The 22,692-nt window shown below is 58.7% G+C and carries 25 protein-coding genes and 3 tRNA genes; 19 read left to right on the top strand and 9 right to left on the bottom strand.

From position 1 onward, the window contains the following. Positions 1-14 precede the first annotated feature (14 nt). The 8 genes from ENGE1_RS06435 (at position 15) to sdiA (ending at position 6,794) form a co-directional block, all read left to right on the top strand. Positions 15-1,085 carry a FliC/FljB family flagellin gene (locus ENGE1_RS06435; protein WP_048252875.1) on the top strand — a complete coding sequence of 357 codons (1,071 nt, stop codon included), beginning with the start codon at positions 15-17 and terminating at the stop codon, positions 1,083-1,085. 156 nt (positions 1,086-1,241) lie between these two features. After that, positions 1,242-1,973: an RNA polymerase sigma factor FliA gene (locus tag ENGE1_RS06430; protein ID WP_043083248.1), complete on the top strand. Its 732-nt coding sequence runs from the start codon at positions 1,242-1,244 to the stop codon at positions 1,971-1,973. Between the two features lie 44 nt (positions 1,974-2,017). Further along, entirely contained in the window at positions 2,018-2,554 is a 537-nt protein-coding gene (fliZ, locus tag ENGE1_RS06425) for a flagella biosynthesis regulatory protein FliZ (RefSeq protein ID WP_045288872.1), read from the top strand. Positions 2,555-2,640: 86 nt separating this feature from the next. Continuing rightward, positions 2,641-3,441: a cystine ABC transporter substrate-binding protein gene (tcyJ, locus tag ENGE1_RS06420; RefSeq protein WP_043083250.1), complete on the top strand. Its 801-nt coding sequence runs from the start codon at positions 2,641-2,643 to the stop codon at positions 3,439-3,441. A gap of 94 nt (positions 3,442-3,535) precedes the next feature. Then, on the top strand, positions 3,536-4,522 hold the full coding sequence (dcyD, locus tag ENGE1_RS06415; protein ID WP_043083251.1) for a D-cysteine desulfhydrase: 987 nt from the start codon (positions 3,536-3,538) through the stop codon (positions 4,520-4,522). Between the two features lie 14 nt (positions 4,523-4,536). Beyond that, on the top strand, positions 4,537-5,205 hold the full coding sequence (tcyL, locus tag ENGE1_RS06410; protein ID WP_048252876.1) for a cystine ABC transporter permease: 669 nt from the start codon (positions 4,537-4,539) through the stop codon (positions 5,203-5,205). Then, positions 5,202-5,954, top strand: coding sequence for an L-cystine ABC transporter ATP-binding protein TcyN (gene tcyN / locus ENGE1_RS06405; protein ID WP_043083254.1), 753 nt, complete (start codon positions 5,202-5,204; stop codon positions 5,952-5,954). Before tcyL ends, tcyN begins: the two co-directional genes overlap by 4 nt. 120 nt (positions 5,955-6,074) lie before the next feature. Beyond that, entirely contained in the window at positions 6,075-6,794 is a 720-nt protein-coding gene (sdiA, locus tag ENGE1_RS06400) for a transcriptional regulator SdiA (protein WP_043083255.1), read from the top strand. Between the two features lie 37 nt (positions 6,795-6,831). Here sdiA and ENGE1_RS06395 read toward each other — a convergent pair whose 3' ends face one another. Further along, complete coding sequence (locus ENGE1_RS06395) at positions 6,832-7,056, bottom strand: DUF2594 family protein (protein WP_043083257.1); 225 nt, start codon at positions 7,054-7,056, stop codon at positions 6,832-6,834. A 447-nt stretch (positions 7,057-7,503) separates the two neighbouring features. Between ENGE1_RS06395 and uvrY the strand changes: the two genes are divergently transcribed. The 6 genes from uvrY to ENGE1_RS06365 all read left to right on the top strand — a co-directional run bounded on the left by uvrY (position 7,504) and on the right by ENGE1_RS06365 (position 11,033). After that, complete coding sequence (gene uvrY, locus ENGE1_RS06390; RefSeq protein WP_043083258.1) at positions 7,504-8,160, top strand: UvrY/SirA/GacA family response regulator transcription factor; 657 nt, start codon at positions 7,504-7,506, stop codon at positions 8,158-8,160. Continuing rightward, entirely contained in the window at positions 8,157-9,989 is a 1,833-nt protein-coding gene (gene uvrC / locus ENGE1_RS06385; protein ID WP_043083259.1) for an excinuclease ABC subunit UvrC, read from the top strand. Before uvrY ends, uvrC begins: the two co-directional genes overlap by 4 nt. A gap of 55 nt (positions 9,990-10,044) precedes the next feature. Then, the gene (gene pgsA / locus ENGE1_RS06380; protein ID WP_043083260.1) at positions 10,045-10,593 is read left to right on the top strand and encodes a CDP-diacylglycerol--glycerol-3-phosphate 3-phosphatidyltransferase; all 549 of its coding nucleotides are present in this window, start codon (positions 10,045-10,047) and stop codon (positions 10,591-10,593) included. 150 nt (positions 10,594-10,743) lie between these two features. Next, positions 10,744-10,819: transfer RNA gene (locus ENGE1_RS06375), tRNA-Gly, on the top strand. A 40-nt stretch (positions 10,820-10,859) separates the two neighbouring features. Further along, a tRNA-Cys gene (locus ENGE1_RS06370) sits at positions 10,860-10,933 on the top strand. A gap of 13 nt (positions 10,934-10,946) precedes the next feature. Beyond that, positions 10,947-11,033 (top strand) — tRNA-Leu (locus tag ENGE1_RS06365). A gap of 103 nt (positions 11,034-11,136) precedes the next feature. Here the strand turns inward: ENGE1_RS06365 and ENGE1_RS06360 are convergent. The 3 genes from ENGE1_RS06360 to ENGE1_RS06350 form a co-directional block, all read right to left on the bottom strand. Continuing rightward, the gene (locus ENGE1_RS06360; RefSeq protein ID WP_048252878.1) at positions 11,137-12,009 is read right to left on the bottom strand and encodes an oxygenase MpaB family protein; all 873 of its coding nucleotides are present in this window, start codon (positions 12,007-12,009) and stop codon (positions 11,137-11,139) included. 42 nt (positions 12,010-12,051) lie between these two features. After that, entirely contained in the window at positions 12,052-12,588 is a 537-nt protein-coding gene (locus ENGE1_RS06355) for a DUF924 family protein (RefSeq protein WP_048252879.1), read from the bottom strand. Positions 12,589-12,736: 148 nt separating this feature from the next. Further along, entirely contained in the window at positions 12,737-13,027 is a 291-nt protein-coding gene (locus tag ENGE1_RS06350; protein ID WP_043083263.1) for a YdgH/BhsA/McbA family protein, read from the bottom strand. Between the two features lie 229 nt (positions 13,028-13,256). Between ENGE1_RS06350 and ENGE1_RS06345 the strand changes: the two genes are divergently transcribed. Next, the gene (locus ENGE1_RS06345) at positions 13,257-13,922 is read left to right on the top strand and encodes a YecA/YgfB family protein (protein WP_043083264.1); all 666 of its coding nucleotides are present in this window, start codon (positions 13,257-13,259) and stop codon (positions 13,920-13,922) included. A gap of 35 nt (positions 13,923-13,957) precedes the next feature. On the opposite strand, the gene tyrP is transcribed toward ENGE1_RS06345, so the two are convergent. The 3 genes from tyrP to yecR form a co-directional block, all read right to left on the bottom strand. Then, on the bottom strand, positions 13,958-15,169 hold the full coding sequence (gene tyrP / locus ENGE1_RS06340) for a tyrosine transporter TyrP (protein ID WP_043083266.1): 1,212 nt from the start codon (positions 15,167-15,169) through the stop codon (positions 13,958-13,960). Between the two features lie 148 nt (positions 15,170-15,317). Beyond that, entirely contained in the window at positions 15,318-15,815 is a 498-nt protein-coding gene (ftnA, locus tag ENGE1_RS06335) for a non-heme ferritin (RefSeq protein WP_043083268.1), read from the bottom strand. 194 nt (positions 15,816-16,009) lie between these two features. Continuing rightward, positions 16,010-16,336, bottom strand: a complete 327-nt coding sequence (gene yecR, locus ENGE1_RS06330) for a YecR family lipoprotein (RefSeq protein ID WP_048252880.1) — start codon at positions 16,334-16,336, stop codon at positions 16,010-16,012. 228 nt (positions 16,337-16,564) lie between these two features. Here yecR and ENGE1_RS06325 point away from each other — a divergent pair, with 228 nt between their 5' ends. Then, positions 16,565-17,203 carry an RpiB/LacA/LacB family sugar-phosphate isomerase gene (locus ENGE1_RS06325; RefSeq protein WP_043083269.1) on the top strand — a complete coding sequence of 213 codons (639 nt, stop codon included), beginning with the start codon at positions 16,565-16,567 and terminating at the stop codon, positions 17,201-17,203. A gap of 36 nt (positions 17,204-17,239) precedes the next feature. Here the strand turns inward: ENGE1_RS06325 and ENGE1_RS06320 are convergent, their stop codons facing one another. After that, positions 17,240-18,658: an MFS transporter gene (locus ENGE1_RS06320; protein WP_048252881.1), complete on the bottom strand. Its 1,419-nt coding sequence runs from the start codon at positions 18,656-18,658 to the stop codon at positions 17,240-17,242. Between the two features lie 187 nt (positions 18,659-18,845). Between ENGE1_RS06320 and ENGE1_RS06315 the strand changes: the two genes are divergently transcribed. Beyond that, on the top strand, positions 18,846-19,097 hold the full coding sequence (locus ENGE1_RS06315) for a DUF2766 family protein (RefSeq protein WP_043083272.1): 252 nt from the start codon (positions 18,846-18,848) through the stop codon (positions 19,095-19,097). Between the two features lie 19 nt (positions 19,098-19,116). Here ENGE1_RS06315 and ENGE1_RS06310 read toward each other — a convergent pair whose 3' ends face one another. Further along, positions 19,117-19,620 carry a non-heme ferritin-like protein gene (locus ENGE1_RS06310; RefSeq protein WP_045289216.1) on the bottom strand — a complete coding sequence of 168 codons (504 nt, stop codon included), beginning with the start codon at positions 19,618-19,620 and terminating at the stop codon, positions 19,117-19,119. Between the two features lie 519 nt (positions 19,621-20,139). Here ENGE1_RS06310 and ENGE1_RS06305 point away from each other — a divergent pair. Together ENGE1_RS06305 and araG are read left to right on the top strand one after the other, a co-directional pair. Then, positions 20,140-21,120 carry an arabinose ABC transporter substrate-binding protein gene (locus ENGE1_RS06305; RefSeq protein ID WP_048252882.1) on the top strand — a complete coding sequence of 327 codons (981 nt, stop codon included), beginning with the start codon at positions 20,140-20,142 and terminating at the stop codon, positions 21,118-21,120. Positions 21,121-21,170: 50 nt separating this feature from the next. Next, entirely contained in the window at positions 21,171-22,685 is a 1,515-nt protein-coding gene (gene araG, locus ENGE1_RS06300) for an L-arabinose ABC transporter ATP-binding protein AraG (protein ID WP_043083275.1), read from the top strand. Positions 22,686-22,692 lie beyond the last annotated feature (7 nt).

Below are 22,692 nucleotides of genomic sequence, written 5' to 3'. Positions count from 1 at the left end.
CAGGAATCGTAATCATGGCACAAGTCATTAATACCAACAGCCTTTCGCTGATCACCCAGAATAACATCAACAAAAACCAGTCCGCGCTGGCAACCTCTATCGAGCGCCTCTCTTCCGGCCTGCGCATCAACAGCGCTAAAGACGACGCCGCCGGCCAGGCGATCGCCAACCGCTTCACCTCCAACATCAAGGGCCTGACTCAGGCGGCGCGTAACGCCAACGACGGTATCTCCCTGGCGCAGACCACCGAAGGCGCGCTGTCCGAGATCAACAACAACCTGCAGCGCGTGCGTGAGCTGACGGTGCAGGCGTCGACGGGGACTAACTCTGACTCTGACCTGTCTTCTATTCAGGACGAAATTAAGTCTCGTCTGGATGAGATCGATCGTGTATCAGGGCAGACTCAGTTCAACGGCGTTAATGTGCTTTCTGATAACAGAGAAATGAAGATTCAGGTTGGCGCTAACGATGGTGAGACTATTTCAATTAATCTCCAAACAATTGATGCCAAAAGTCTCAAACTTGATAATTTTACTGTATCAGGGCAAAAAGATTTCTCTGAAGCTAAACTCACTGATACAAAAGGTAATGTTGTAACTGCATCAAACATTACTGATGGAGCAGAGACAAACCCTAAAACAATTGATCTGCAATCATACAAAGATACCGACGGTAACACCCTGTATGCTGTAAAAGGTGATGATGGTAAGTATTACAAAGCAACAGTTGAGATGACAGATGCTGATGGTACCGATCCGGCAAAAGCCAAGGTTACTGTAACAACTGATGAGGTCACCGGCACTGCAACAGCTGATCCGTTAAAAGTACTCGACGCCGCCATCGCCTCCGTCGACAAATTCCGCTCCTCCCTCGGTGCCGTTCAGAACCAGTTGACCTCTGCGGTCACCAACCTGAACAACACCACTACCAACCTGTCCGAAGCGCAGTCCCGTATTCAGGACGCCGACTATGCGACCGAAGTGTCCAATATGTCGAAAGCGCAGATCATTCAGCAGGCGGGCAACTCCGTGCTGTCGAAAGCTAACCAGGTACCGCAGCAGATCCTCTCCCTGCTGCAGGGCTAATTGCTCGCGCTACTCAACCCCGCCGCCGGCGGGGTTTCTTTTCCCCAAAGCTAACCCCCCAAATAACCCCACCTTTTCGCCACTATTCCAGCCATTAAAAGCGCTGTAGAAACGGATAATTGTGCCGATAACTTAACTACCGCAGGGCCGTTTACCATGCCATCACTCTACACCGCGGACGGTGTAATGGATAAACACTCGCTGTGGCAGCGCTACATTCCCCTGGTGCGGCACGAAGCGCTGCGCCTGCAGGTGCGGCTGCCCGCAAGCGTAGAGCTGGACGATCTGCTGCAGGCGGGCGGCATTGGCCTGCTCAGCGCCGTGGAGCGCTATGACGCCCTGCAGGGCACGGCGTTTACCACCTACGCAGTGCAGCGCATTCGCGGGGCGATGCTCGACGAGCTGCGCAGCCGGGACTGGGCGCCGCGCAGCGTGCGGCGCAACGCCCGGGAAGTGGCGCAGGCGATAGGGCAGCTGGAGCAGGAGCTTGGGCGCAACGCCACGGAAACGGAAGTGGCGCAGCGGCTCGGCGTGCCGGTGGAGGAGTATCGCCAGATGCTGCTTGATACCAATAACAGCCAGCTCTTCTCGTGGGACGAGTTCCGCGACGAGCACGGCGACAGCATCGAGCCGGTGACCGAGGCGGCCCAGCGGGAGAATCCGCTGCAGCAGCTGCTGGAGAGCAGCCTGCGCCAGCGGGTGATAGAGGCCATTCAGGCGCTGCCCGAGCGCGAGCAGCTGGTGCTGACCCTCTACTACCAGGAGGAGCTGAACCTCAAAGAGATCGGCGCCGTGCTGGAAGTGGGGGAGTCGCGCGTCAGCCAGCTGCACAGCCAGGCCATCAAGCGGCTGAGGACCAAACTCGGGCGCTACCAGGACGACAACTAGTCTGTCTCTCCTGGTGTTCATCACACAACGGGAGTTTCAGGACAGTGCACATAGCAAAAAAACGGCCGCTGAGCCGCTACCTCAAAGACTTTAAGCATACCCAGATCCGCTGCGCCCACTGCGGCAAAGCGCTGGACCGCATTACGCTGGTGCGCGATGGCGAAATCATTAATAAACTCGCCATTTCCCGGCTGGATACCCTGATGGACGATGCGCAGTGGGCGGCCGAGCGCCCGCGCTGGACCGCCCTGTGCCGCTTCTGCGGCGATCTGCACTGCAAAACCCGCAGCGGCTTCTTCGATATCATCGGCTTCAAGCGCTATCTGTTTGAGCAGACCGATATGAGCCCTGGCACGGTGCGCGAGTACGTGGTGCGCCTGCGCCGGCTCGGGGAGTACCTCAGCGCTAACAACGTCGATCCGGCCCTGCTGGCGGACAATCCGGACGAATCGCTCGCCCGCTGGCTGCCGCCCACCAGCACCAATAACTACCGCATCGCGCTGCGAAAATACGCGCAGTTTATGCGCCCCGCTACCGCATCCGATAAGCCGGTAAGCGCAGCATCGTCGGAGTTATATTAAAAAAGAATAATATGTAACGTAACGAACTAAGCTGCGGCGGCGAATGGTCTTACACTGCTCAAAACATTGACCTTATTGGGGGCGTAATGAAATTAGCACTTCCGGGCCGTCGGGCTCTGATGGGAATGATGGCGATGGTTTTCGCGGCGGGCGTGAGCGTACAGAGCTTCGCCGCCGACAATCTGCTTAACCAGGTTAAAGAGCGCGGCACGCTGCGCGTCGGGCTGGAAGGCACCTATCCGCCGTTCAGCTACCAGGGCGACGACGGCAAGCTGACCGGCTTTGAAGTGGAGTTTGCTCAGGAGCTGGCCCAGCACCTCGGCGTGAAGGCCGACCTCAAGCCGACCAAGTGGGACGGTATGCTGGCCTCGCTGGACGCCAAGCGCATCGACGTGGTGATTAACCAGGTCACCATCTCCGACGTGCGCAAGAAGAAGTATGACTTCTCCACGCCGTACACCGTCTCCGGCGTCCAGGCGCTGGTGAAAAAGGGCAATGAAGACACCATCAAGAAGCCCGAGGACCTGAAGGGCAAAAAAGTGGGCGTGGGTCTGGGCACCAACTACGAAGAGTGGCTGCGCCAGAACGTGCAGGGCGTTGACGTCCGCACCTACGACGACGATCCGACCAAGTATCAGGATCTGCGCGTTGGCCGCATCGACGCCATTCTGGTTGACCGCCTGGCGGCGCTGGATCTGGTGAAGAAGACCAACAATACGCTGGCGGTTGCCGGCCCGGCGTTCTCCCGACTGGAGTCAGGCGTGGCGCTGCGCAAGGGTAACGAAGATCTGCTGAAGGCGGTGGACGACGCCATCGCGGCGATGCAGAAAGACGGCAGCCTGAAGGCGCTGTCCGAGAAGTGGTTTGGCGCAGACGTGACCAAATAACCGCTTCGCCAGCCACTATTAAGGGTGCCCACTGCGGCACCTTTTTTATTTCGCTGCAACCGGGTGCATAATAAGGCAAAAAACAGGAGGTGCTATGTCACTGCTTAACCTTTCACGCTTTCCCAGACTGGAACTGATCGGCGCGCCGACGCCGCTGGAGTACCTGCCGCGTCTTTCCGATCACCTCGGCCGCGACATCTTCATCAAACGTGACGACGTCACGCCCATTGCGCTCGGCGGTAACAAGCTGCGCAAGCTCGAATTTCTGGCGGCGGACGCCCTGCGCGAAGGTGCGGACACGCTGGTCACCGCCGGCGCCATTCAGTCTAACCACGTTCGCCAGACGGCGGCGGTGGCGGCAAAGCTCGGCCTGCACTGCGTGGCGCTGCTGGAGAATCCCATCGGCACGACCGCTGAAAACTACCTGACCAACGGCAACCGCCTGCTGCTGGATCTGTTTAACGCTCAGGTGGAGATGTGCGACGCCCTCACCGATCCGCAGGCCCAGCTCGGTGAACTGGCCACCCGCCTCGAAGCGCAGGGCTTCCGTCCGTATACGATCCCGGTGGGCGGCTCTAACGCCCTCGGCGCGCTGGGCTACGTCGAAAGCGCCCAGGAAATTGCCCAACAGTGTGAGGGGGCGGTCGCGATCTCCTCGGTGGTGGTGGCCTCCGGCAGCGCGGGCACTCACGCCGGGCTGGCGGTCGGCCTCGAACAGCTGATGCCGCAGGCTGAACTGATCGGCGTGACCGTGTCGCGCAGCGTCGAAGCGCAGAAGCCGAAGGTCGTCGCCATCCAGCAGGCGCTGGCGCAGAGCCTTGAGCTGCAGGCCCGGGCGGACATCACGCTGTGGGACGACTACTTCGCGCCGGGCTACGGCACGCCGAACGACGCGGGCATGGAGGCGGTGAAGCTGCTGGCGCAGCTGGAGGGGATCCTGCTCGACCCGGTCTACACCGGCAAGGCGATGGCCGGGCTTATCGACGGCATTAGCCAGAAACGCTTTAAGGATGAAGGACCTATCCTGTTTGTCCACACCGGCGGCGCCCCGGCGCTGTTCGCCTATCATCCTCACGTTTAATAAGAACTTAACCGATGCAAGAAAGTATTCAACTGGTCATCGACTCGCTGCCGTTTCTGCTGAAGGGGGCGGTATTTACCCTCCAGCTCAGCATCGGCGGGATGTTTTTTGGCCTGATTCTGGGCTTCGCGCTGGCGCTGATGCGCATTTCGCCGGTGGCGCCGCTGCGCTGGCTGGCGCGCTTCTATATCTCGGTCTTTCGCGGCACGCCGCTTATCGCCCAGCTGTTTATGATTTACTACGGCCTGCCGCAGTTCGGCATCGAGCTGGATCCCATTCCGGCGGCGATGATCGGCCTGTCGCTGAACACCGCCGCCTACGCGGCGGAGACGCTGCGCGCGGCAATTTCATCTATTGATAAGGGACAGTGGGAGGCGGCGGCCAGTATCGGCATGACCCCCTGGCAGACGATGCGCCGGGCCATTCTGCCGCAGGCGGCGCGGGTGGCGCTGCCGCCGCTCTCCAACAGCTTTATCAGCCTCGTGAAGGATACGTCGCTGGCGGCCACCATTCAGGTGCCGGAGCTGTTCCGCCAGGCGCAGCTGATCACCTCCCGCACCCTGGAAGTGTTCACCATGTACCTCGCGGCGTCGCTGATCTACTGGATCATGGCGACGGTACTCTCCGCCCTGCAAAACTATTTTGAGAACCGGCTGAACCGCCAGGAGCGCGATCCGAAATGAGTGCAATTGACGTCAGTAAACTGGTGAAAAAGTTTCACGGCCAGACGGTGCTGCACGGCATCGATCTGCAGGTCAACGAGGGCGAAGTGGTGGCGATTATCGGCCCCAGCGGTTCCGGTAAAACCACGCTGCTGCGCAGCATTAACCTGCTGGAGCAGCCCGAGAGCGGCACTATCCGCGTTGGCGACATTACTATCGACGCCGCCCGGCCGCTCGGCAAGCAGAAGGCGGCTATCCGGCGCCTGCGCCAGCACGTCGGCTTCGTGTTTCAGAACTTCAACCTCTTTCCGCACCGCACGGTGCTGGATAACGTGATTGAGGGGCCGGTGATCGTCAAAGGCGAAAGCCGGGCGGAGGCCTCGGCCCGCGCCCGCGAGCTGCTGGCGAAAGTGGGGCTGACCGGCAAAGAGACAAGCTATCCGCGGCGCCTCTCCGGCGGTCAGCAGCAGCGGGTGGCGATAGCGCGGGCGCTGGCCATGCGCCCGGACGTGATCCTGTTTGATGAGCCGACTTCGGCGCTCGATCCCGAGCTGGTGGGCGAGGTGCTGAACACCATTCGTCAGCTGGCGCTGGAGAAGCGGACGATGGTTATCGTCACTCATGAAATGAGCTTCGCCCGCGACGTGGCGGACCGGGCTATTTTTATGGATCAGGGGCGCATCGTCGAGCAGGGCGACGCCCGGACGCTGTTTGCTAACCCGCAGCAGCCCCGCACCCGCCAGTTTCTTGAGAAGTTTCTGGCCCAGTAACCCCCCGGCGGCCGGGTCTCCGGCCGCAATACATAAAAAATAATATTCTAAATATAAATACTTCTTATGTGTTAATTTGATACATTCACTGAATCAATTTTTCAGGGGTTTCTCATTGCTATGTGGGGTATTGAGTTTTTACGCTGGCGGCGCAAAATGCTGCAGGAGTTTCAGGGCGTCACCGACAGTGAGCAAATCTTCCGCATCCTTCAGCAGCAGGCCGGCGAGATGGCCTATGACTGGTACGCGCTCTGCGTACGCCATCCGGTGCCCTTCACCCGGCCGAAGTTCAGTCTGAAAACCACCTATCCCGAGGCCTGGGTGGCGTGCTATCAGGCGGAAAATTACTTTGCTATCGACCCGGTCCTTAAGCCTGAGAATATGCACTCCGGCTATCTGGTCTGGGACGATAAGCTGTTTGTGGATACGCCGGCGTTCTGGGACGCCGCCCGCGATCACGGCCTGCGTCAGGGCGTGACCCACTGCCTGGTGCTGCCCAACCGGGCGCTGGGCTACCTGTCGCTCTCCCGCGACACCGAGCGGGGCGCCTTCAGCAACGAAGAACAGCAACTGCGTATTCAGACGCTGGCCGATCTCAGTATGGCCACGCTGCTGCGCCTTGAGGACGAGCAGGTGATGATGCCGGAGATGAAGTTCAGCAAGCGCGAGCTGGAGATCCTCAAGTGGACGGCGGAAGGCAAAACCTCGGCGGAGATCGCCCTGATCCTGTCGATTTCGGAGAATACGGTGAATTTTCACCAGAAGAATATGCAGAAGAAGTTTAATGCGCCAAACAAAACGCAGGTGGCCTGCTACGCGGCGGCGATAGGGCTTATATGAGGGAAAGCGCCGGCCGCAGGACGCGACCGGTTAATCATTACTGGCGATAAGCCTGCTTGATCTGCTTAACGGTACTGGAGAATGCCGCTGCCTGGGCTTCATCTTCCATCTGCGCGATCTGCTTTTCCATCTTAACAATCACGCGCCCGGCGTCGGCCTGGCCCATCGCCTGCAGCATCAGCGCCATCAGCGCCTTGATGCAATCAACTTCCTGGGTCAGATCTTGATTATTCTCTGCAGCAGAAAAATCGGGAGTGCTCATCTATTTCCTCGTTTAATCTTTGCGCACGGGCGCGGTTTCGCTTTTAGGGGCGCGCAGTATATCACAAAGGCCTGATAAAAAAGCAGCGTCTGATTTTTGTTCTCTTTGTCCTGGTTGTCCGATGAGCATTAATTGTTTTAACTTACCATTTACCTTTTTGGTACAATGACGATCGTAGGGTTAATTATTGTTACATATTTAATTAACTATTTAGCATCTACGCATAATTATGTTTTTTTGACGACATTCAGAAACTGTACTTTTTAACCAGAGTTGCGGCGCCTCACAGTTATGTGATGATTTCCTTATAACTACTACTTAATTTCCAGAAAAAACCGTAAAATTTTGATAGGTCAATTTTTTATCTTTTAAAGTTACGTTAAAAACCGTTAGTATGTTAAGAATTAAGAGGCAGTTAGCGTTATCCCTATTCAGGAGAATATTCCTTTGATCAACGTACTTCTTGTTGATGACCATGAGCTGGTGCGCGCAGGGATACGACGCATTCTTGAAGACATAAAGGGTATAAAGGTGGTCGGTGAGGCAAGCTGCGGTGAGGATGCGGTGAAATGGTGCCGCACGAACCCCGTAGACGTGGTGCTGATGGACATGAATATGCCCGGTATCGGCGGTCTGGAGGCCACGCGGAAGATTGCGCGCTCCTCGGCCGGTATTAAAGTCATTATGCTTACCGTTCACACCGAAAATCCGCTGCCGGCGAAAGTGATGCAGGCGGGCGCCTCAGGTTACCTGAGCAAGGGCGCCGCACCACAGGAGGTGGTCAACGCCATTCGCTCCGTCTTCTCCGGCCAGCGTTATATTGCCTCTGATATTGCTCAGCAGATGGCGCTCAGCCAGATTGAGCCGGAAAAAACCGAATCGCCGTTTGCCAGTTTGTCTGAACGTGAATTGCAGATTATGCTGATGATTACCAAAGGTCAGAAAGTGAATGAGATCTCAGAACAGCTGAATCTCAGTCCCAAAACGGTGAACAGCTACCGCTACCGTATGTTTAGTAAACTAAACATTCACGGAGACGTCGAGCTGACCCACATGGCAATCCGCCACGGCCTGTGTAATGCGGAGTCCTTAGCAAATCAGTGAATGATGTCTTTGATTCAAAAGCCTTTCTTAAGACAGTAACCAGTAAACCCGGCGTCTATCGTATGTACGATGCCGGCGGTACGGTTATTTACGTCGGCAAAGCCAAAGATCTGAAAAAGCGCCTTACCAGCTATTTTCGCAGCAATCTTGCGTCGCGAAAAACCGAGGCGCTGGTGGCGCAAATCGCGCAGATCGACGTTACGGTCACGCACACGGAAACCGAAGCGCTGCTGCTGGAGCATAACTACATTAAGCTCTATCAGCCGCGCTACAACGTGCTGCTGCGCGACGACAAATCTTATCCCTATATTTTTCTCAGCGCCGACGCTCATCCGCGTCTGGCGATGCATCGCGGGGCCAAGCACGCGAAAGGGGAGTACTTCGGGCCGTTCCCCAACGGCTACGCGGTGCGGGAAACCCTGGCGCTGCTGCAAAAAATCTTCCCCATCCGCCAGTGTGAGAACAACGTCTACCGCAACCGATCGCGCCCGTGCCTGCAGTATCAGATTGGCCGCTGCCTCGGGCCGTGCGTGTCGGGCCTGGTCAGCGAAGAGGAGTACGCGCGACAGGTTGAGTACGTGCGGCTGTTCCTTTCCGGCAAGGATGAGCAGGTGGTGAATATGCTGGTCAGCCGGATGGAGCAGGCCAGCCAGGCGCTGGCCTTCGAAGAGGCGGGGCGCATACGCGATCAGATCCAGGCGGTGCGCCGGGTCACCGAGCGGCAGTTCGTCTCCAACGACGGCGACGATCTCGACGTCATCGGCGTGGCCTTCGACAGCGGCATGGCCTGCGTTCACGTGCTGTTTATCCGCCAGGGCAAGGTGCTCGGCAGCCGCAGCTATTTTCCGAAGGTGCCGGGCGGCACCGACGTGGGCGAAGTGGTGGAAACCTTCGTCGGCCAGTTCTACCTGCAGGGCAGCCAGGCGCGCACGCTGCCCGGCGAGATCCTGCTGGACTTTAATCTCGGGGATAAAACCCTGCTGGCCGATTCGCTGTCGGCCATTGCCGGAAGAAAAGTCCATATCCAGACTAAACCGCGCGGCGATCGCGCCCGCTACCTGAAGCTGGCGCGCACCAACGCCGCGACGGCGCTGGTGACCAAACTCTCTCAGCAGTCGACCATCACCCAGCGCCTGCAGGCGCTGGCCACCGTGCTGAAGCTGCCGGAGGTCCGGCGCATGGAGTGTTTCGATATCAGCCACACCATGGGCGAGCAGACCGTTGCCTCCTGCGTGGTGTTTGACAGCAACGGTCCGCTGCGCGCCGAATATCGACGCTATAATATCACCGGCATTACGCCGGGCGATGATTACGCGGCGATGAACCAGGTGCTCAGGCGCCGCTACGGCAAGGCGATCGAAGAGAGTAAAATTCCGGACGTCATCCTGATTGACGGCGGCAAGGGGCAGCTGGGGCAGGCGAAGGCGGTGTTTGCCGAACTCGACGTCCCCTGGGACAAGCACCATCCGCTGCTGCTCGGCGTGGCGAAAGGCAGCGACCGCAAAGCCGGTCTGGAGACGCTGTTTTTCGAGCCGGAAGGGGAGGGCTTCAGCCTGCCGCCGGACTCGCCGGCGCTGCACGTGATTCAGCACATCCGCGATGATTCGCACGACCACGCCATCAGCGGCCACCGTAAAAAGCGCGCGAAGGTCAAAAACACCAGCGCGCTGGAGACCATCGAGGGCGTGGGGCCGAAGCGGCGGCAGATGCTGCTCAAGTACATGGGCGGCCTGCAGGGTTTACAGAAAGCGAGCGTTGAAGATATTGCCAAAGTGCCCGGCATCTCACACGGCCTGGCAGAAAAGATCTTCTACTCGTTGAAACATTGAGGGCTCTGTAGCAACATAGAGCTAATTTTACTGACAACAGATAGTTACCGTCGCCATGCAATTCAATATCCCTACATTGCTCACGTTGTTTCGCGTCATCCTGATCCCTTTTTTCGTGCTGGCGTTCTATCTGCCTGTTAGCTGGGCACCGTTTCTCTGCGCGCTGATCTTTTTCATTGCCGCCGTGACCGACTGGTTCGACGGCTACCTGGCCAGGCGCTGGAACCAGAGCACCCGCTTCGGCGCTTTTCTCGACCCGGTGGCCGATAAAGTGATGGTCGCCATCGCCATGGTGCTGGTGGTCGAACACTATCACCAGTGGTGGATAACCCTGCCGGCCGCGACCATGATCGGCCGCGAAATCATTATCTCCGCGCTGCGCGAGTGGATGGCGGAGCTGGGCAAGCGCAGCAACGTGGCGGTTTCCTGGATCGGCAAAGTGAAAACCACGGCGCAGATGACGGCGCTGGTGTGGATGCTGTGGCGTCCGAACGAGTGGGTTGAAGGCGCCGGGATCGCGCTGTTTATCGTGGCTGCGGTACTGACGCTGTGGTCGATGCTGCAGTATCTGAACGCCGCCCGCGGCGATCTGCTTGAACAGTGATCGTTTCGCCGTAAAATGCAGCAAACGATGCAAGGTGGTGAAAAATATCGTTGACTCAATCCGTCAGGTAAGTAGAATGCATCGCATCGAACGGCAGCACAGCTTGCCAGACGGTAATGAAATCAAGTGATTAAGTGAATCACCTGATACGCGGGAATAGCTCAGTTGGTAGAGCACGACCTTGCCAAGGTCGGGGTCGCGAGTTCGAGTCTCGTTTCCCGCTCCAGTTTAAACATATCGGCAGCAGGCGGGTATGTCAGATTTAAGGCGCGTTAGCAAAGCGGTTATGTAGCGGATTGCAAATCCGTCTAGTCCGGTTCGACTCCGGAACGCGCCTCCACTTTATTCCCCGAGCCCGGATGGTGGAATCGGTAGACACAAGGGATTTAAAATCCCTCGGCGTTCGCGCTGTGCGGGTTCAAGTCCCGCTCCGGGTACCAGTGGGAAACATCAGAATAATCAAAGCAATAAGCAGTGTCGTGAAACCACCTTCGGGTGGTTTTTTTGTGCCTGTCGTTCGGCCAGCGCCGCAGACCTGCAAAATTAAAATGCCCGCCCCATCCGGCGCATTGAGCAATGATACGCCCCGTTGCGCACCGAGCTACGGATAACCGCCGCCAGGCTATGGACGCCGGCCCGGATCAGACGGCGCTGAAGCGGCGGCTGGCTTAGCCCGAGCATATCACTGGCCCAGACGGGCAACAGATCGACCCCGGCTCTCAGCATAATCGCCATCGCCGGGCGGGCGAGTGGGGAAGGGGGCGGGGCCTGAAACAGCACGCTGGTCACCTCGCGGGTGCGCGCATCGCAGCGCAGCTGAGGGCGCATCTGATGAAGATAGTCGCAGATATCCGCCCGGGAGGCCGGCACATCTGTCGCCCCCAGGGCTATCGCCACTCTGGCCGCCTCGGCGTAATACTGGTCCTGCTGTGCAGGGGTAACGATCCGCCGCCGGTAGCGCAGGTGCGCCGCCATAAAGCTGCTGCATTCTGCCACGTGAACCCAGGTGAGCAGCGCCGGGTCGCTGGCGGCATAAGGCACACCGCGGCCGTCGACGCCGTTAATCCGCAGATGAATCGCTTTTACCCGCGCGACGAGCTGCTCAGCAACCGCAGAAGGGGCAAAGGTGGTGGCTGAAATAAACTGGCTGGTGCGGCGCAGGCGGCCATAGATGTCCTCCCGGAATCGGGAGTTGTCCCACACGCCGGCGAGGGCCAGCGGGTGAAGCATTTGCAGCAGCAGGGCGCTGATGCCCCCGCACAGCATAGAGCTAAAGTCTCCGTGAACCTGCCAGATGGCTGAATCAGGACCGTACCAGCCGGGATCACCTGCGGGGTGTTCGAAGTCGATCTCCCTGAGCGCCATGCCCGTGAGGTTAAGTACGCTGCGTTCAATTGCGCTACGGATAATGTCCATAATCCCTTTCCGGATGGTTTCCTGGTGCCGGTCGGGCCTGCATTACCAGGAGGTGGGGCGCTGCGCGAGAAATTGCGCTTCGTCCGGCGTTGACGTTCTGCCCAGCGCCTTATTGCGCTGCGGATAGCGGCCAAAACGATCGATGATGGCCTTATGCTCTACTTCATTAACATAGGTTTTCTCCAGCCCGGGCTGATTAAAGAGCCTCAGCGCCTCCCGGTGGATCAACGCCGATTCGGAATGCATATAGGGCATATATAAAAACGCGCGCATGCTCGCATTAAGCTCGCGATCGCAGCCCGCCCGAACGGCCTCCTGGGCCAGAACCAGCGCCAGCACGTCGGCGCTGAAGGCGTCGGCGGTGCCCCGGTAAATGTTTCGCGAAAACTGATCCAGCAGGATAATTTCCGCCAGCCTGCCCTGTGCCGTGTCGCGCCACGCGGCGAGCTCTCCGCGCCGGGCGCTTGCCAGCAGATCCCCGAAGCGTTTGCGCAGGGATTCATCCAGCGCCGGCGTGCCTCTGAACCACTGGCCGGGTGAGATCTCTTCGAACCAGAACTGTAGGACGCTGTTGTGCATACCGGAGCCATTTGCTGTTGCGAGATACAAGCTTCAGAGTAGCGCATCCCTGCCCGGGGATACAGAGGGAAGAGAAAGCGTTGCGGCAAGGGGGTTGCTCAGGAGCAAAAACACCGCGCCCGGCGCGGTGTTTTGAAATGCGGGGGACTTATTTCTTCGCGTCTTTATAGACGTCAGCAAAGGCCTCAAAGTTCGGTCCAATTTGCTTGGCTGCGACGATGCGATAGTAGGCGCCGCCTTTTTTATCCGCCAGATCGGAAAGCTTTTCATGCAGGTCGCTCGGAGAAGAGACCGCACCGCCGGTCTGAGCAACATTTACCGAACCCACTTTCACCAGTTTGTAATGATCGACCTCCTGCTGGGAGACTAACTGAGCGGCAAAGGCGCTGAAGGAAAAGCAGGAAATCAGTAGCGATGCAGCCAGGGTAACTTTTTTCATCTTAAATATCCTTGTTAAGTTTAGCTTCGTAGTGTTTGTCATTGTAATCAATGGCCTTATACATTGTAGATTAATGTAAAGAAATAAATATCAAAAAAAACGTCATTTTTCGTGAGGCAGATTAGGGTAATGTCCCCTTAACCTGCCGTTCCCCGCTGTATGTCCGGGCGCTTTTCCGCTATTCTCACCCACCTTACAGATTTGTGAATGATGATTTTGAGAGTAGGTAATGAAAACCGGACCGCTTAACGAAAGTGAACTTGAATGGCTGGACGATGTGCTGGCCCGCTACGGCAATGAAGCCTCGATAATGGACGTTGCCGAACTCGACGGCATGCTGACGGCGGTCCTGTCATCGCCGTCCGACATTGAGCCCGCCGACTGGCTGCTGGCCCTGTGGGGCGGGGCCCAGCACGTTCCGCGCTGGGCCAATGACCGCGAGCGCGACCGTTTCGTTAATCTTGTCCTGCAGCACATGGACGACGTTGCCGAGCGCTTAAGCGACTATCCGGATCAGTACGCGCCGCTGTTCGGCACCCGCGAGGAAGAGGGGCAGGAGATCACTATCGTTGAGGAGTGGTGCTTCGGCTACCTGCGGGGCGCGGCGATGAGCGACTGGTCGGCGCTGCCGGCAGATCTGCAGCCGGCGTTCGATGCTATCGCCCTGCATGGCAAAGAGGAGAACTTTACCCGCCTTGAAGCGCTGTCGGCGGAGGAGTACGTGGACAGCGTGGAGCAGATCGCCCCCGCGGCCCTGGCCCTGCACGCTTACTGGATGGCAAACCCGCAGGCGGCGCCGGTTAAGCAGCCGGTGACCCGCGAAAAGACGCCCGGGCGCAACGATCCCTGCTCCTGCGGCAGCGGCAGGAAGTATAAAAACTGCTGCCTGAAGTAATACCGCTTTCCGGAAGGCCCTGTGGGGCCTTTTTCTTAGCCTACCTCCGGCAGCCAGCCGCAGGCGATTGCCGCCTGGATCAGGATCACCGCAATCCCGCAGCCGAAGACCAGCCACAGGGCCGGCGCGCCGCCGACAACGCGCCAGCGCGCCTGCGGATGCAGACGGCGGCTCTTCATCGCCAGCAGCGACGGGACGATCAGTGCCAGCACCGCGAGGGCGACGCCCGCGTAGCTCAGGGCCAGTACAAACCCGCGCGGATAGAAGAGGGCAAACGCCAGCGGCGGCAGGAAGGTGATCGCCCCGGTCTGCAGGCGACCGGCGGGGGTGTTGCTGCGCCCGAACAGGTCCGCCAGGTAATCAAACAGCCCGAGCGCGACGCCGAGGAACGACGTCGCCAGCGCCAGATCGGCAAACAGGTGTACCGCCAGCTCCACGTGGGCAGAGGCGACGACCGTGCGGATAGCCTGCAGCAGACCGTTGAGGCCGCTGTGATCCGCCAGCAGGGCGTGAAATACCGGGGAGTCGATGCTGCCAAGCGTCGCCAGCTGCCAGAACAGATAGGCTACCAGCGGAATAAAGCTGCCGATAATAAAAATGCGCCGCAGCCTGCGCACGTCGCCGTTCATATAGCTGACGATGCTCGGCACGCTGCCGTGAAAGCCGAACGAGGTGAAGATAACCGGGATCGCCGACAGCGCCAGCCCCTGGGCCAGCGGCAGCGTCAGCAGGTTAAGCTGATGAATGTGCGGCATCAGCAGGGCCAGCATCACCACCAGAAACAGGATCTTAGCGCTGAACAGGAAACGGTTAAACAGATCGACCAGGAAGGTGCCCACACAGATCACTCCGCCGCCGATAAGCGTAAACAGCAGCACGCCGCCGGACGGCGCAAGGCGGATGTGCAGCCACTGGCTGAGGCTGGCTGCCAGCAGTTCACCGGCGCCGCTGATGTAGGCGGCGGTGAGGGCGTACATTAAAAACAGCATGCTCAGGCCGGTCAGCCACTGGCCGGGGCGGCCGAGATAGCGCCTGGCGATGGAGCCGAGGCCGGTATCCGCCGGCACGTGCTGATACACCTCAAGCAGCAGCAGGGCGGTATAGCACATCAGCGCCCACAGGCCGAAGAGCAGCCCGGCGGTGACGCCGAATCCCACGCCGGCCGACGCCAGCGGCATCGCCAGCATTCCTGCGCCGATCGTGGTGCCGGCGACAATTAAAATACTCCCCACGGTGCGGTTCTTCACGCTTTCCTCTGCTTAATACAATAATCACGGCAAAATATGCCGCGCAGAGTAGGGCAAAAGCGCAGGGACGTCAAATGAGGGTTACAGTGGGTGTAAAGAATGATGTACAGATAAAGAGGCGGGCAGCGCGCGGCTGCCCACGGGAGGATTAGCTCTGCGCGTCGAGGGTAGAGAGCTCTTTATCAATAATGTAAAGCCCTTCGCCGGTATTGCCCGCAAGAGAGAGTTTGTCGATAACCGATTTGAACAGCTTCTCCTCTTCATGCTGCTCGGCTACGTACCACTGCAGGAAATTAAACGTCGCATAGTCTTGGCTGGTCATCGCCGCATGGGCCAGTTCGTTAATTTTCTGCGAAATATGCTGCTCGTGCTCGTAGGTGGCGCGGAACAGTTCATCGAGCGAGGCGTATTCGGCGAAAGGCGACTCGGTGGCGTTGATGCGCGGCAGACTGCCGGTATCGGCCATATAGTCAAACAGGCGCTGCATGTGGCCCATCTCTTCCTGCGCGTGGCGGCGGAGGAACGCGGCGGCGCCTTCGAAACTGTGGTAGCTGCACCAGGCGCTCATCTGCTGATAAAGCAGGGAAGAGTAAAGCTCCAGGTTCATTTGTTCATTTAACTTGTCGATCATTTCTGTTTTAAGCATGCGGGCGCTCCATAATATTTATAAAGTGGTGAAAACGCGCCCACTATAATTTGTAATTAATTTATATGCAAAAGGTAAAATAAAAAATTAAATATGTTAAATGCAAATGGGAATAACACGCATTGCGGCTATTAAATATAATGAGAATAATTCTTTTTCATTGCCGGGAAATAATCCCGGCAATATTAATGGTATTACCAGCCGACAATTTGCGCCGCCGCGGCGCGGCACTGATACTGCAGCGTGACGCGCTCGTTAACGCACAGCGAACCGCTGGTGACGCTGCAGGTGGTCACCGGCTGGCCGTAGGCAAAGGCGCTGGCATAGCCCAGTTTCTGGCACGCTTTGGTGGCGGTGCCGTCGGCCACATAGCGGTCGGTGCTGGCATCCTGCAGCATCGCCTGGCCGTAGGTCAGGCGCACGATGCCGCTGTTGGCGTCCACTTCGCTGACTTCCGCCTGGCGCTGCACGGCGCAGGCGCAGAGCAGGAGAGCCGCAATTCCGGTAAGACTTTTTTTCATGATCTGCTCGGGTGACATTTTCATTGATGACAGCTTAGCAGAGCCGCGCGGCGGCAATCCGGCGAACAGCCGCCGGATCCCGCGCCACTTCTGACGGTGGCCGCCGGGAAAACGTGATCGCCAGGCAAATTTATGAAACATCTTTTCATTAAATTTGAATGAACGTTTTCTTGGGGGTAAGATGCAGTGAGTAAGAACACGATTGCCTACCGTATCCAGGAGAGACGAATGAAAATTGCACTGATGATGGAAAACAGCCAGGCCGGCAAAAACGCGGTCATCCACCGCGAGCTGCGCGCGGTGGCCGACGAGAAAGGTTTTCCGGTCTTTAACGTCGGCATGAGCGATGAGCAGGACCATCACCTGACCTATATCCACCTGGGGATCATGGCGAGCATTCTGCTCAATTCGAAGGCCGTTGACTTCGTGGTCACCGGCTGCGGCACCGGCCAGGGGGCGCTGATGTCCCTTAATATCCATCCGGGCGTGGTGTGCGGCTACTGCATCGATCCGGCTGACGCCTTCCTGTTTGCCCAGATCAACAACGGCAACGCGCTTTCCCTGCCGTTCGCCAAGGGCTTCGGCTGGGGCGCCGAGCTGAACGTGCGCTTTATCTTTGAGAAGGCGTTTACCGGGCGCAACGGCGAAGGCTATCCGCCGGAGCGTAAAGAGCCGCAGGTGCGCAATGCCGGCATCCTCAACCAGGTGAAGGCGGCGGTGGTGAAAGAGAACTACCTCGACACCCTGCGCGCTATCGACCCCGAACTGGTGAAGACCGCCGTCAGCGGCCAGCGCTTCCAGCAGTGCTTCTTTGAGAACTGCCAGGATAAGGAGATTGAAGCCTTCGTCCGCGAGGTGCTGGCGTAAATCCTCCTTCCGCGCCCGCCTCGCCGGGCGCGCTCCCTAACGCTTGTTCGACACGGCGCTCCCCGCATCGCGGGTGAGTTTCAGCGTATCCAGCATCCCTACCAGGCAAATCAGGGCGATAAACACGAACGACAGACGAAAGCTGATGCCCGGCACTGCCGTCAGCCCCGTCCACACGCTTACCTTCTCCCCCAGCCGGATGCCGATGGCCCCAAGCGTAATGCCCAGACCGATCGCCAGCTGCGAGGCGGTGCTGAACAGCGTATTGGCATAGCTCATCTCCGCCGGCGGCACGTCGGCGAAGGCCAGCGTGCTGACGCCGGTAAACTGAATCGAGCGAAACACGCCGCCCAGATAGAGGATAAGCAGCGTCAGCCACGCGGGCGTCTGCGGCGTTAAAAAAGCGCAGGCCAGCAGAGCGATAACGTTCAGGCCGCCGTTAATCAGCAGCAGGCGGCGAAATCCCAGCCGGCGGATCAGCGGCGTGGTGGCGGGCTTAATGGTCAGATTGCCGACGAAAACCGCCAGCACCAGCAGCCCGGCGTGAAACGGATCCATGCCAAAGCCGACCTGAAACAGCAGCGGCAGCAGGAAGGGCACCGCGCTTATTGATGCCCGGAACAGCGACCCGCCGTACATCGTTACCCGAAACGTGGGCACCCTGAGCGCGTCGAGGCGGATCATCGGCGCCGCCGCGCGGCGAAAGTGGCGCAGCGCGAACAGGAAGCTGGCCGCGCCGACGCCCAGCAGCAGGAGCGGCAGCAGGCTCTTCGCCTGGGCATTTCCCAGCGCCTCCATGGCATAGACCAGGCTGACCATCGCCGCGCTGGTGGCCACAAAACCGGTAATATCGAACGGCCGCCGCGCCTCTTCGCGAATATCGGGAATCAGCCGCAGGGCGAGGACGATCGCCGCCAGTCCGATGGGCACGTTGATAAAGAAGATCCACCGCCAGTCGGCGACGCTGGTGATAAAGCCCCCCAGCGGCGGGCCGATGACCGGCGCCACCAGCGCGGGCCAGGTCAGGGTGGCGATAGCGGTAATGAGCTGATGCTTAGGCGTGGTGCGCAGCACCGCCAGACGGCCCACCGGCACCATCAGCGCGCCGCCTGCGCCCTGCAGGACGCGCATGGCGACAAAGCCGTCAACGCTTTGGGCAAACCCGCAGCAGACCGAGGCGAAGGTAAAAATCGCCAGCGCGAGGGCGAACACTTTGCGCGCGCCGAAGCGGTCGGCGATCCAGCCGCTGGCGGGGATCAGCACCGCGAGGGTGATCAGATAGGCGCTGATGCCGACGTTGAGGGCAACGGCATCGACGCCGAAACTCTTCGCCATATCCGGCAGGGCGGTGGCGATGACCGTGCCGTCGAGAAACTCCATAAAAAATGCCCCGGCGACCAGCAGGGCCGCCGGCGATAGCCCCTTGCGCTCGTTTTGGGCTGCAGGTTCATTCATAATGAAATGCCATATCATCTTTTTTATGGCAATTTACGCGTTTTGCGCGGCTTTCTCGACAAAAAAGTGGGAAATTTTCAGCACCTTTTTAACGCTGCGCGGCAAAACGCCGGCAGAGGCGAGGTTTTTTGCTTAACCCCGGCGCAATTCAGGTTACTATGACGCACTTTTAAAACAGGAGTGAGTTATGTCCCAGAATCTGACCGCCAATGATGAACTGGTCTCCGACGTTGTCGCCTGCCAGCTGGTCATTAAGCAAATTCTCGACGTTATTGACGTTATCGCCCCGGTTGAGGTTCGCGAAAAAATGGCTAACCAGCTGCGGGCCATTGATTTCGCCAGCAACCCGGCGTCGGCCGATCCGGTGACGCTGCGCGCCGTGCAGAAGGCCGTGGCGCTGATTGAGCTGAAGTTTACCCCTCAGGAAGAGACGCACTGAGCCGTGCGTCTCACGGGGGTCAGTGGATCTGATTGTTGACGACGGTAATCAGCAGTCTGTCGGTCTGGTGCATGCACAGCCCCGAGCGGCGGGCGCTGCGAACTTCATCCAGAATAGTTTGTAGCAGCACGCCCTCCTGCTGCAGCTCTTTCTCCAGCGATTTCAGAAAGCCCAGCGTCCCCTCATCGTCAAGAGTGCGGGCTTCCTGCGTCAGCTCTTTGATCTTTCCCGAGAGCTGCTGGTGGGCATCAAGAGTCCTGGCAAAGAGCTCTTCCAGAGAGTCGCACGGCGTCGGGCTGCTCCTGTTCGCCGTCACTATCGGATGCGCGCCCGCCTTTTTCATATAGTCAAACACCCGCATCATCCGGGTGACGTTAGACTGCGCCTGGGAGCGTAAGAACGCCGCCGCTCCCGTGAGTTTATGCTCACAGCACCATTCACTCAGCCGTAAATAGAGATTTGATGCCGTGAACCCGAGGTTCATCTGTGTATTAAGCTTCTGGACCATTCCCGGAACTGTCATACTTATATCCTTATCTGAAGGGCGGCCGCGAGGCGTCACGCCCGTTCATCTGTTAATTCACAAGCCATGAAGAATATACCGGTCAGCCGTATAAAAATGCACCGGCGCCTGTTTGTATCATTTTCTCAGGTGAAGTCCCGCGACCGTCTCTTAATAATGAGAGCTGAAGCATTAAATTAATATATTTGGCCGTTAGCTCAGTAAATCGTTTGCATCGCGAGGGCTCCTGGCCCGGATAGGGATAGAGCAGCTGTAGTTATGGATTATTATGCTATCCATTGCGCTATTCATGGTTTAAATTCGCCCGGTCTTATGGCTTATTCTGCTGAATATATGTACGGCGCAACTGTAATTCTGCGGTGTGATGGCGCTCTCTTATGGATAATTAAATCCACGCTATTACTGTATCCACGCAATGCATTATTTCTGATAGGCAACTAATGCATTGTTTTAATGATTATAAAAAAACAGCATTCCGAATTAACCCTATGCAAAATGACAGCAGAGCTGGAGTAAACCATGCACAAATTCACTAAAGCGCTGGCAGCCCTCGGGCTGGCGGCGGTTATGTCACAATCGGCTATTGCCGACACCATGAAGCTCGGTTTTCTGGTCAAGCAGCCGGAAGAGCCCTGGTTCCAGACCGAGTGGAAGTTTGCCGATAAGGCCGGAAAAGATCTCGGCTTCGAGGTGATCAAAATCGCCGTGCCCGACGGCGAAAAGACCCTTAACGCTATTGATAGCCTGGCGGCGAACGGCGCCAAGGGCTTCGTGATCTGCACCCCGGATCCAAAACTGGGCTCGGCGATAATGGCCAAGGCGCGCGGCTACGACATGAAGGTCATTACCGTCGACGATCAGTTCGTCAGCCCGAAGGGCAAACCGATGGAGAGCGTACCGCTGGTGATGATGGCCGCCAGCGAGATCGGCGCCCGCCAGGGCCAGGAGCTGTATAAAGAGATGCAAAAGCGCGGCTGGGAGGTGAAGCAAACCGGCGTTATGGCGATCACGGCCAACGAGCTGGATACCGCCCGCCGCCGCACCACCGGCTCAATGGAGGCGCTGAAAAAAGCCGGCTTCCCGGCGGGGCAAATTTATCAGGTCCCCACCAAGTCAAACGACATCCCCGGCGCTTTTGACGCCGGCAACTCCCTGCTGGTGCAGCATCCGGAAGTGAAGCACTGGCTGATCCTCGGCATGAATGACAACACCGTCCTCGGCGGCGTGCGCGCGACCGAAGGACAGGGGTTCAAGGCGGCCGACGTTATCGGCATCGGCATTAACGGCGTGGATGCGGTGAATGAGCTCTCCAAGGCCCAGCCGACCGGTTTCTACGGTTCGCTGCTGCCGAGCCCCGATATTCACGGCTACAAAACCAGCGAAATGCTCTACAACTGGGTGGCGAAAGGCGCCGAGCCGCCGAAATTCACCGCCGTCACCGACGTGGTGCTGATCACCCGCGACAATTTCAAAGCCGAGCTGGCGAAGAAGGGACTGTAAGGCCTGATAGCCGCCCCGGCGCAGGCCGGGGCTTTACGCGTGGAGTCACTATGCAACACTCATCGCCCTATCTTTCATTTCGCGGTATCAGTAAAACCTTTCCCGGCGTCAGGGCCCTGACCGATATCAGCTTCGACTGCTATGCCGGGCAGGTACACGCCCTGATGGGCGAGAACGGCGCCGGGAAATCGACGCTGCTGAAAATTCTCAGCGGCAGCTACGCGCCGACCGCGGGCACCCTGGCGCTTCGCGGCGAAAGCGTCGTCTTTCCCAACACCGCCGCGGCGCTGGACGCCGGGATCGCCATCATTTACCAGGAGCTGCACCTGGTCCCGGAGATGACGGTGGCGGAAAATATCTACCTCGGCCAGCTGCCGCAGCGGGCCGGGATCGTTAACCGTTCGCGGCTCAACGCCGAAGCCGGACGACAGCTGCAGCACCTTGGCCTCGATATCGATCCCGACACGCCGCTGAAGTACCTCTCCATCGGTCAGTGGCAAATGGTGGAGATCGCCAAAGCCCTTGCGCGCAACGCGCGGGTCATTGCCTTCGACGAGCCCACCAGCTCGCTCTCCGCCAGGGAGATTGAGAATCTGTTTCGGGTGATCCGCGAGCTGCGCAGCGAGGGCCGGGTCATCCTCTACGTCTCCCACCGCATGGAGGAGATTTTTGCCCTCAGCGATGCGATCACCGTCTTTAAGGACGGCCGCTACGTGCGCACCTTCGACAATATGCAGCAGGTCAATCACGACCTGCTGGTGCAGGCGATGGTGGGGCGCGACATCGGCGACGTCTACGGCTGGCAGCCGCGCGAGTATGGCCCGGAGCGTCTGCGCCTGGTTGACGTCAGGGCGCCGGGCGTGCGCCGCCCGGTCTCGCTCACCGTGCGCAGCGGCGAGATAGTCGGCCTGTTCGGGCTGGTGGGCGCCGGGCGCAGCGAGCTGATGAAGGGGCTGTTCGGCGCGACGCGCATAAGCGCGGGAGAGGTGTTTATCGACGGCGAGGCGGTGGACATTCGCAAGCCTGCCCACGCCATCCGCGCCGGGATGATGCTCTGCCCGGAGGACAGAAAGGCGGACGGCATTATTCCGGTGCACTCGGTACAGGAGAACATCAATATTAGCGCCCGCCGCAGGCATATCCGCGCCGGCTGCCTGATTAACGATGCCTGGGAGATGAGCAACGCCCAGCACCACATCCGCGCGCTCAACATTAAAACTCCGGGCGCAGAACAGCTGGTCATGAACCTCTCCGGCGGCAATCAGCAGAAGGCCATCCTCGGCCGCTGGCTGTCGGAGGAGATGAAGGTCATTTTGCTCGATGAGCCGACGCGCGGCATTGACGTCGGCGCGAAGCATGAAATCTACAGCGTCATTTATGCCCTGGCGGCGTCGGGCGTGGCGGTACTGTTTGCCTCCAGCGATCTGCCGGAGGTGCTCGGCGTGGCCGATCGCATCCTCGTCATGCGCGAAGGCGAGATTGCCGGTGAGCTGCTGCACGACGAGGCCGACGAACGGCGGGCGCTGCGCCTGGCGATGCCCAAAACCACCCAGGCCGTCGCCTGAGATCTGC

Origin of the sequence: Pluralibacter gergoviae ATCC 33028 = NBRC 105706 (assembly GCF_001598855.1) — a bacterium.
GTDB lineage: Bacteria > Pseudomonadota > Gammaproteobacteria > Enterobacterales > Enterobacteriaceae > Pluralibacter > Pluralibacter gergoviae.
This window is presented reverse-complemented; position numbering and strand designations above follow the sequence as displayed.

Bases quoted from the DNA above. Each gene is read 5' to 3' on its own strand.
- ENGE1_RS06435 (WP_048252875.1), top strand. From the start codon at position 15: ATGGCACAAGTCATTAATACCAACAGCCTTTCGCTGATCACCCAGAAT.
- ENGE1_RS06430 (WP_043083248.1), top strand. From the start codon at position 1,242: ATGCCATCACTCTACACCGCGGACGGTGTAATGGATAAACACTCGCTG.
- tcyJ (WP_043083250.1), top strand. From the start codon at position 2,641: ATGAAATTAGCACTTCCGGGCCGTCGGGCTCTGATGGGAATGATGGCG.
- dcyD (WP_043083251.1), top strand. From the start codon at position 3,536: ATGTCACTGCTTAACCTTTCACGCTTTCCCAGACTGGAACTGATCGGC.
- tcyL (WP_048252876.1), top strand. From the start codon at position 4,537: ATGCAAGAAAGTATTCAACTGGTCATCGACTCGCTGCCGTTTCTGCTG.
- tcyN (WP_043083254.1), top strand. From the start codon at position 5,202: ATGAGTGCAATTGACGTCAGTAAACTGGTGAAAAAGTTTCACGGCCAG.
- sdiA (WP_043083255.1), top strand. From the start codon at position 6,075: ATGTGGGGTATTGAGTTTTTACGCTGGCGGCGCAAAATGCTGCAGGAG.
- ENGE1_RS06395 (WP_043083257.1), bottom strand. From the start codon at position 7,056: ATGAGCACTCCCGATTTTTCTGCTGCAGAGAATAATCAAGATCTGACC.
- pgsA (WP_043083260.1), top strand. From the start codon at position 10,045: ATGCAATTCAATATCCCTACATTGCTCACGTTGTTTCGCGTCATCCTG.
- ENGE1_RS06360 (WP_048252878.1), bottom strand. From the start codon at position 12,009: ATGGACATTATCCGTAGCGCAATTGAACGCAGCGTACTTAACCTCACG.
- ENGE1_RS06355 (WP_048252879.1), bottom strand. From the start codon at position 12,588: ATGCACAACAGCGTCCTACAGTTCTGGTTCGAAGAGATCTCACCCGGC.
- ENGE1_RS06350 (WP_043083263.1), bottom strand. From the start codon at position 13,027: ATGAAAAAAGTTACCCTGGCTGCATCGCTACTGATTTCCTGCTTTTCC.
- ENGE1_RS06345 (WP_043083264.1), top strand. From the start codon at position 13,257: ATGAAAACCGGACCGCTTAACGAAAGTGAACTTGAATGGCTGGACGAT.
- ftnA (WP_043083268.1), bottom strand. From the start codon at position 15,815: ATGCTTAAAACAGAAATGATCGACAAGTTAAATGAACAAATGAACCTG.
- yecR (WP_048252880.1), bottom strand. From the start codon at position 16,336: ATGAAAAAAAGTCTTACCGGAATTGCGGCTCTCCTGCTCTGCGCCTGC.
- ENGE1_RS06325 (WP_043083269.1), top strand. From the start codon at position 16,565: ATGAAAATTGCACTGATGATGGAAAACAGCCAGGCCGGCAAAAACGCG.
- ENGE1_RS06320 (WP_048252881.1), bottom strand. From the start codon at position 18,658: ATGAATGAACCTGCAGCCCAAAACGAGCGCAAGGGGCTATCGCCGGCG.
- ENGE1_RS06315 (WP_043083272.1), top strand. From the start codon at position 18,846: ATGTCCCAGAATCTGACCGCCAATGATGAACTGGTCTCCGACGTTGTC.
- ENGE1_RS06310 (WP_045289216.1), bottom strand. From the start codon at position 19,620: ATGACAGTTCCGGGAATGGTCCAGAAGCTTAATACACAGATGAACCTC.
- ENGE1_RS06305 (WP_048252882.1), top strand. From the start codon at position 20,140: ATGCACAAATTCACTAAAGCGCTGGCAGCCCTCGGGCTGGCGGCGGTT.
- araG (WP_043083275.1), top strand. From the start codon at position 21,171: ATGCAACACTCATCGCCCTATCTTTCATTTCGCGGTATCAGTAAAACC.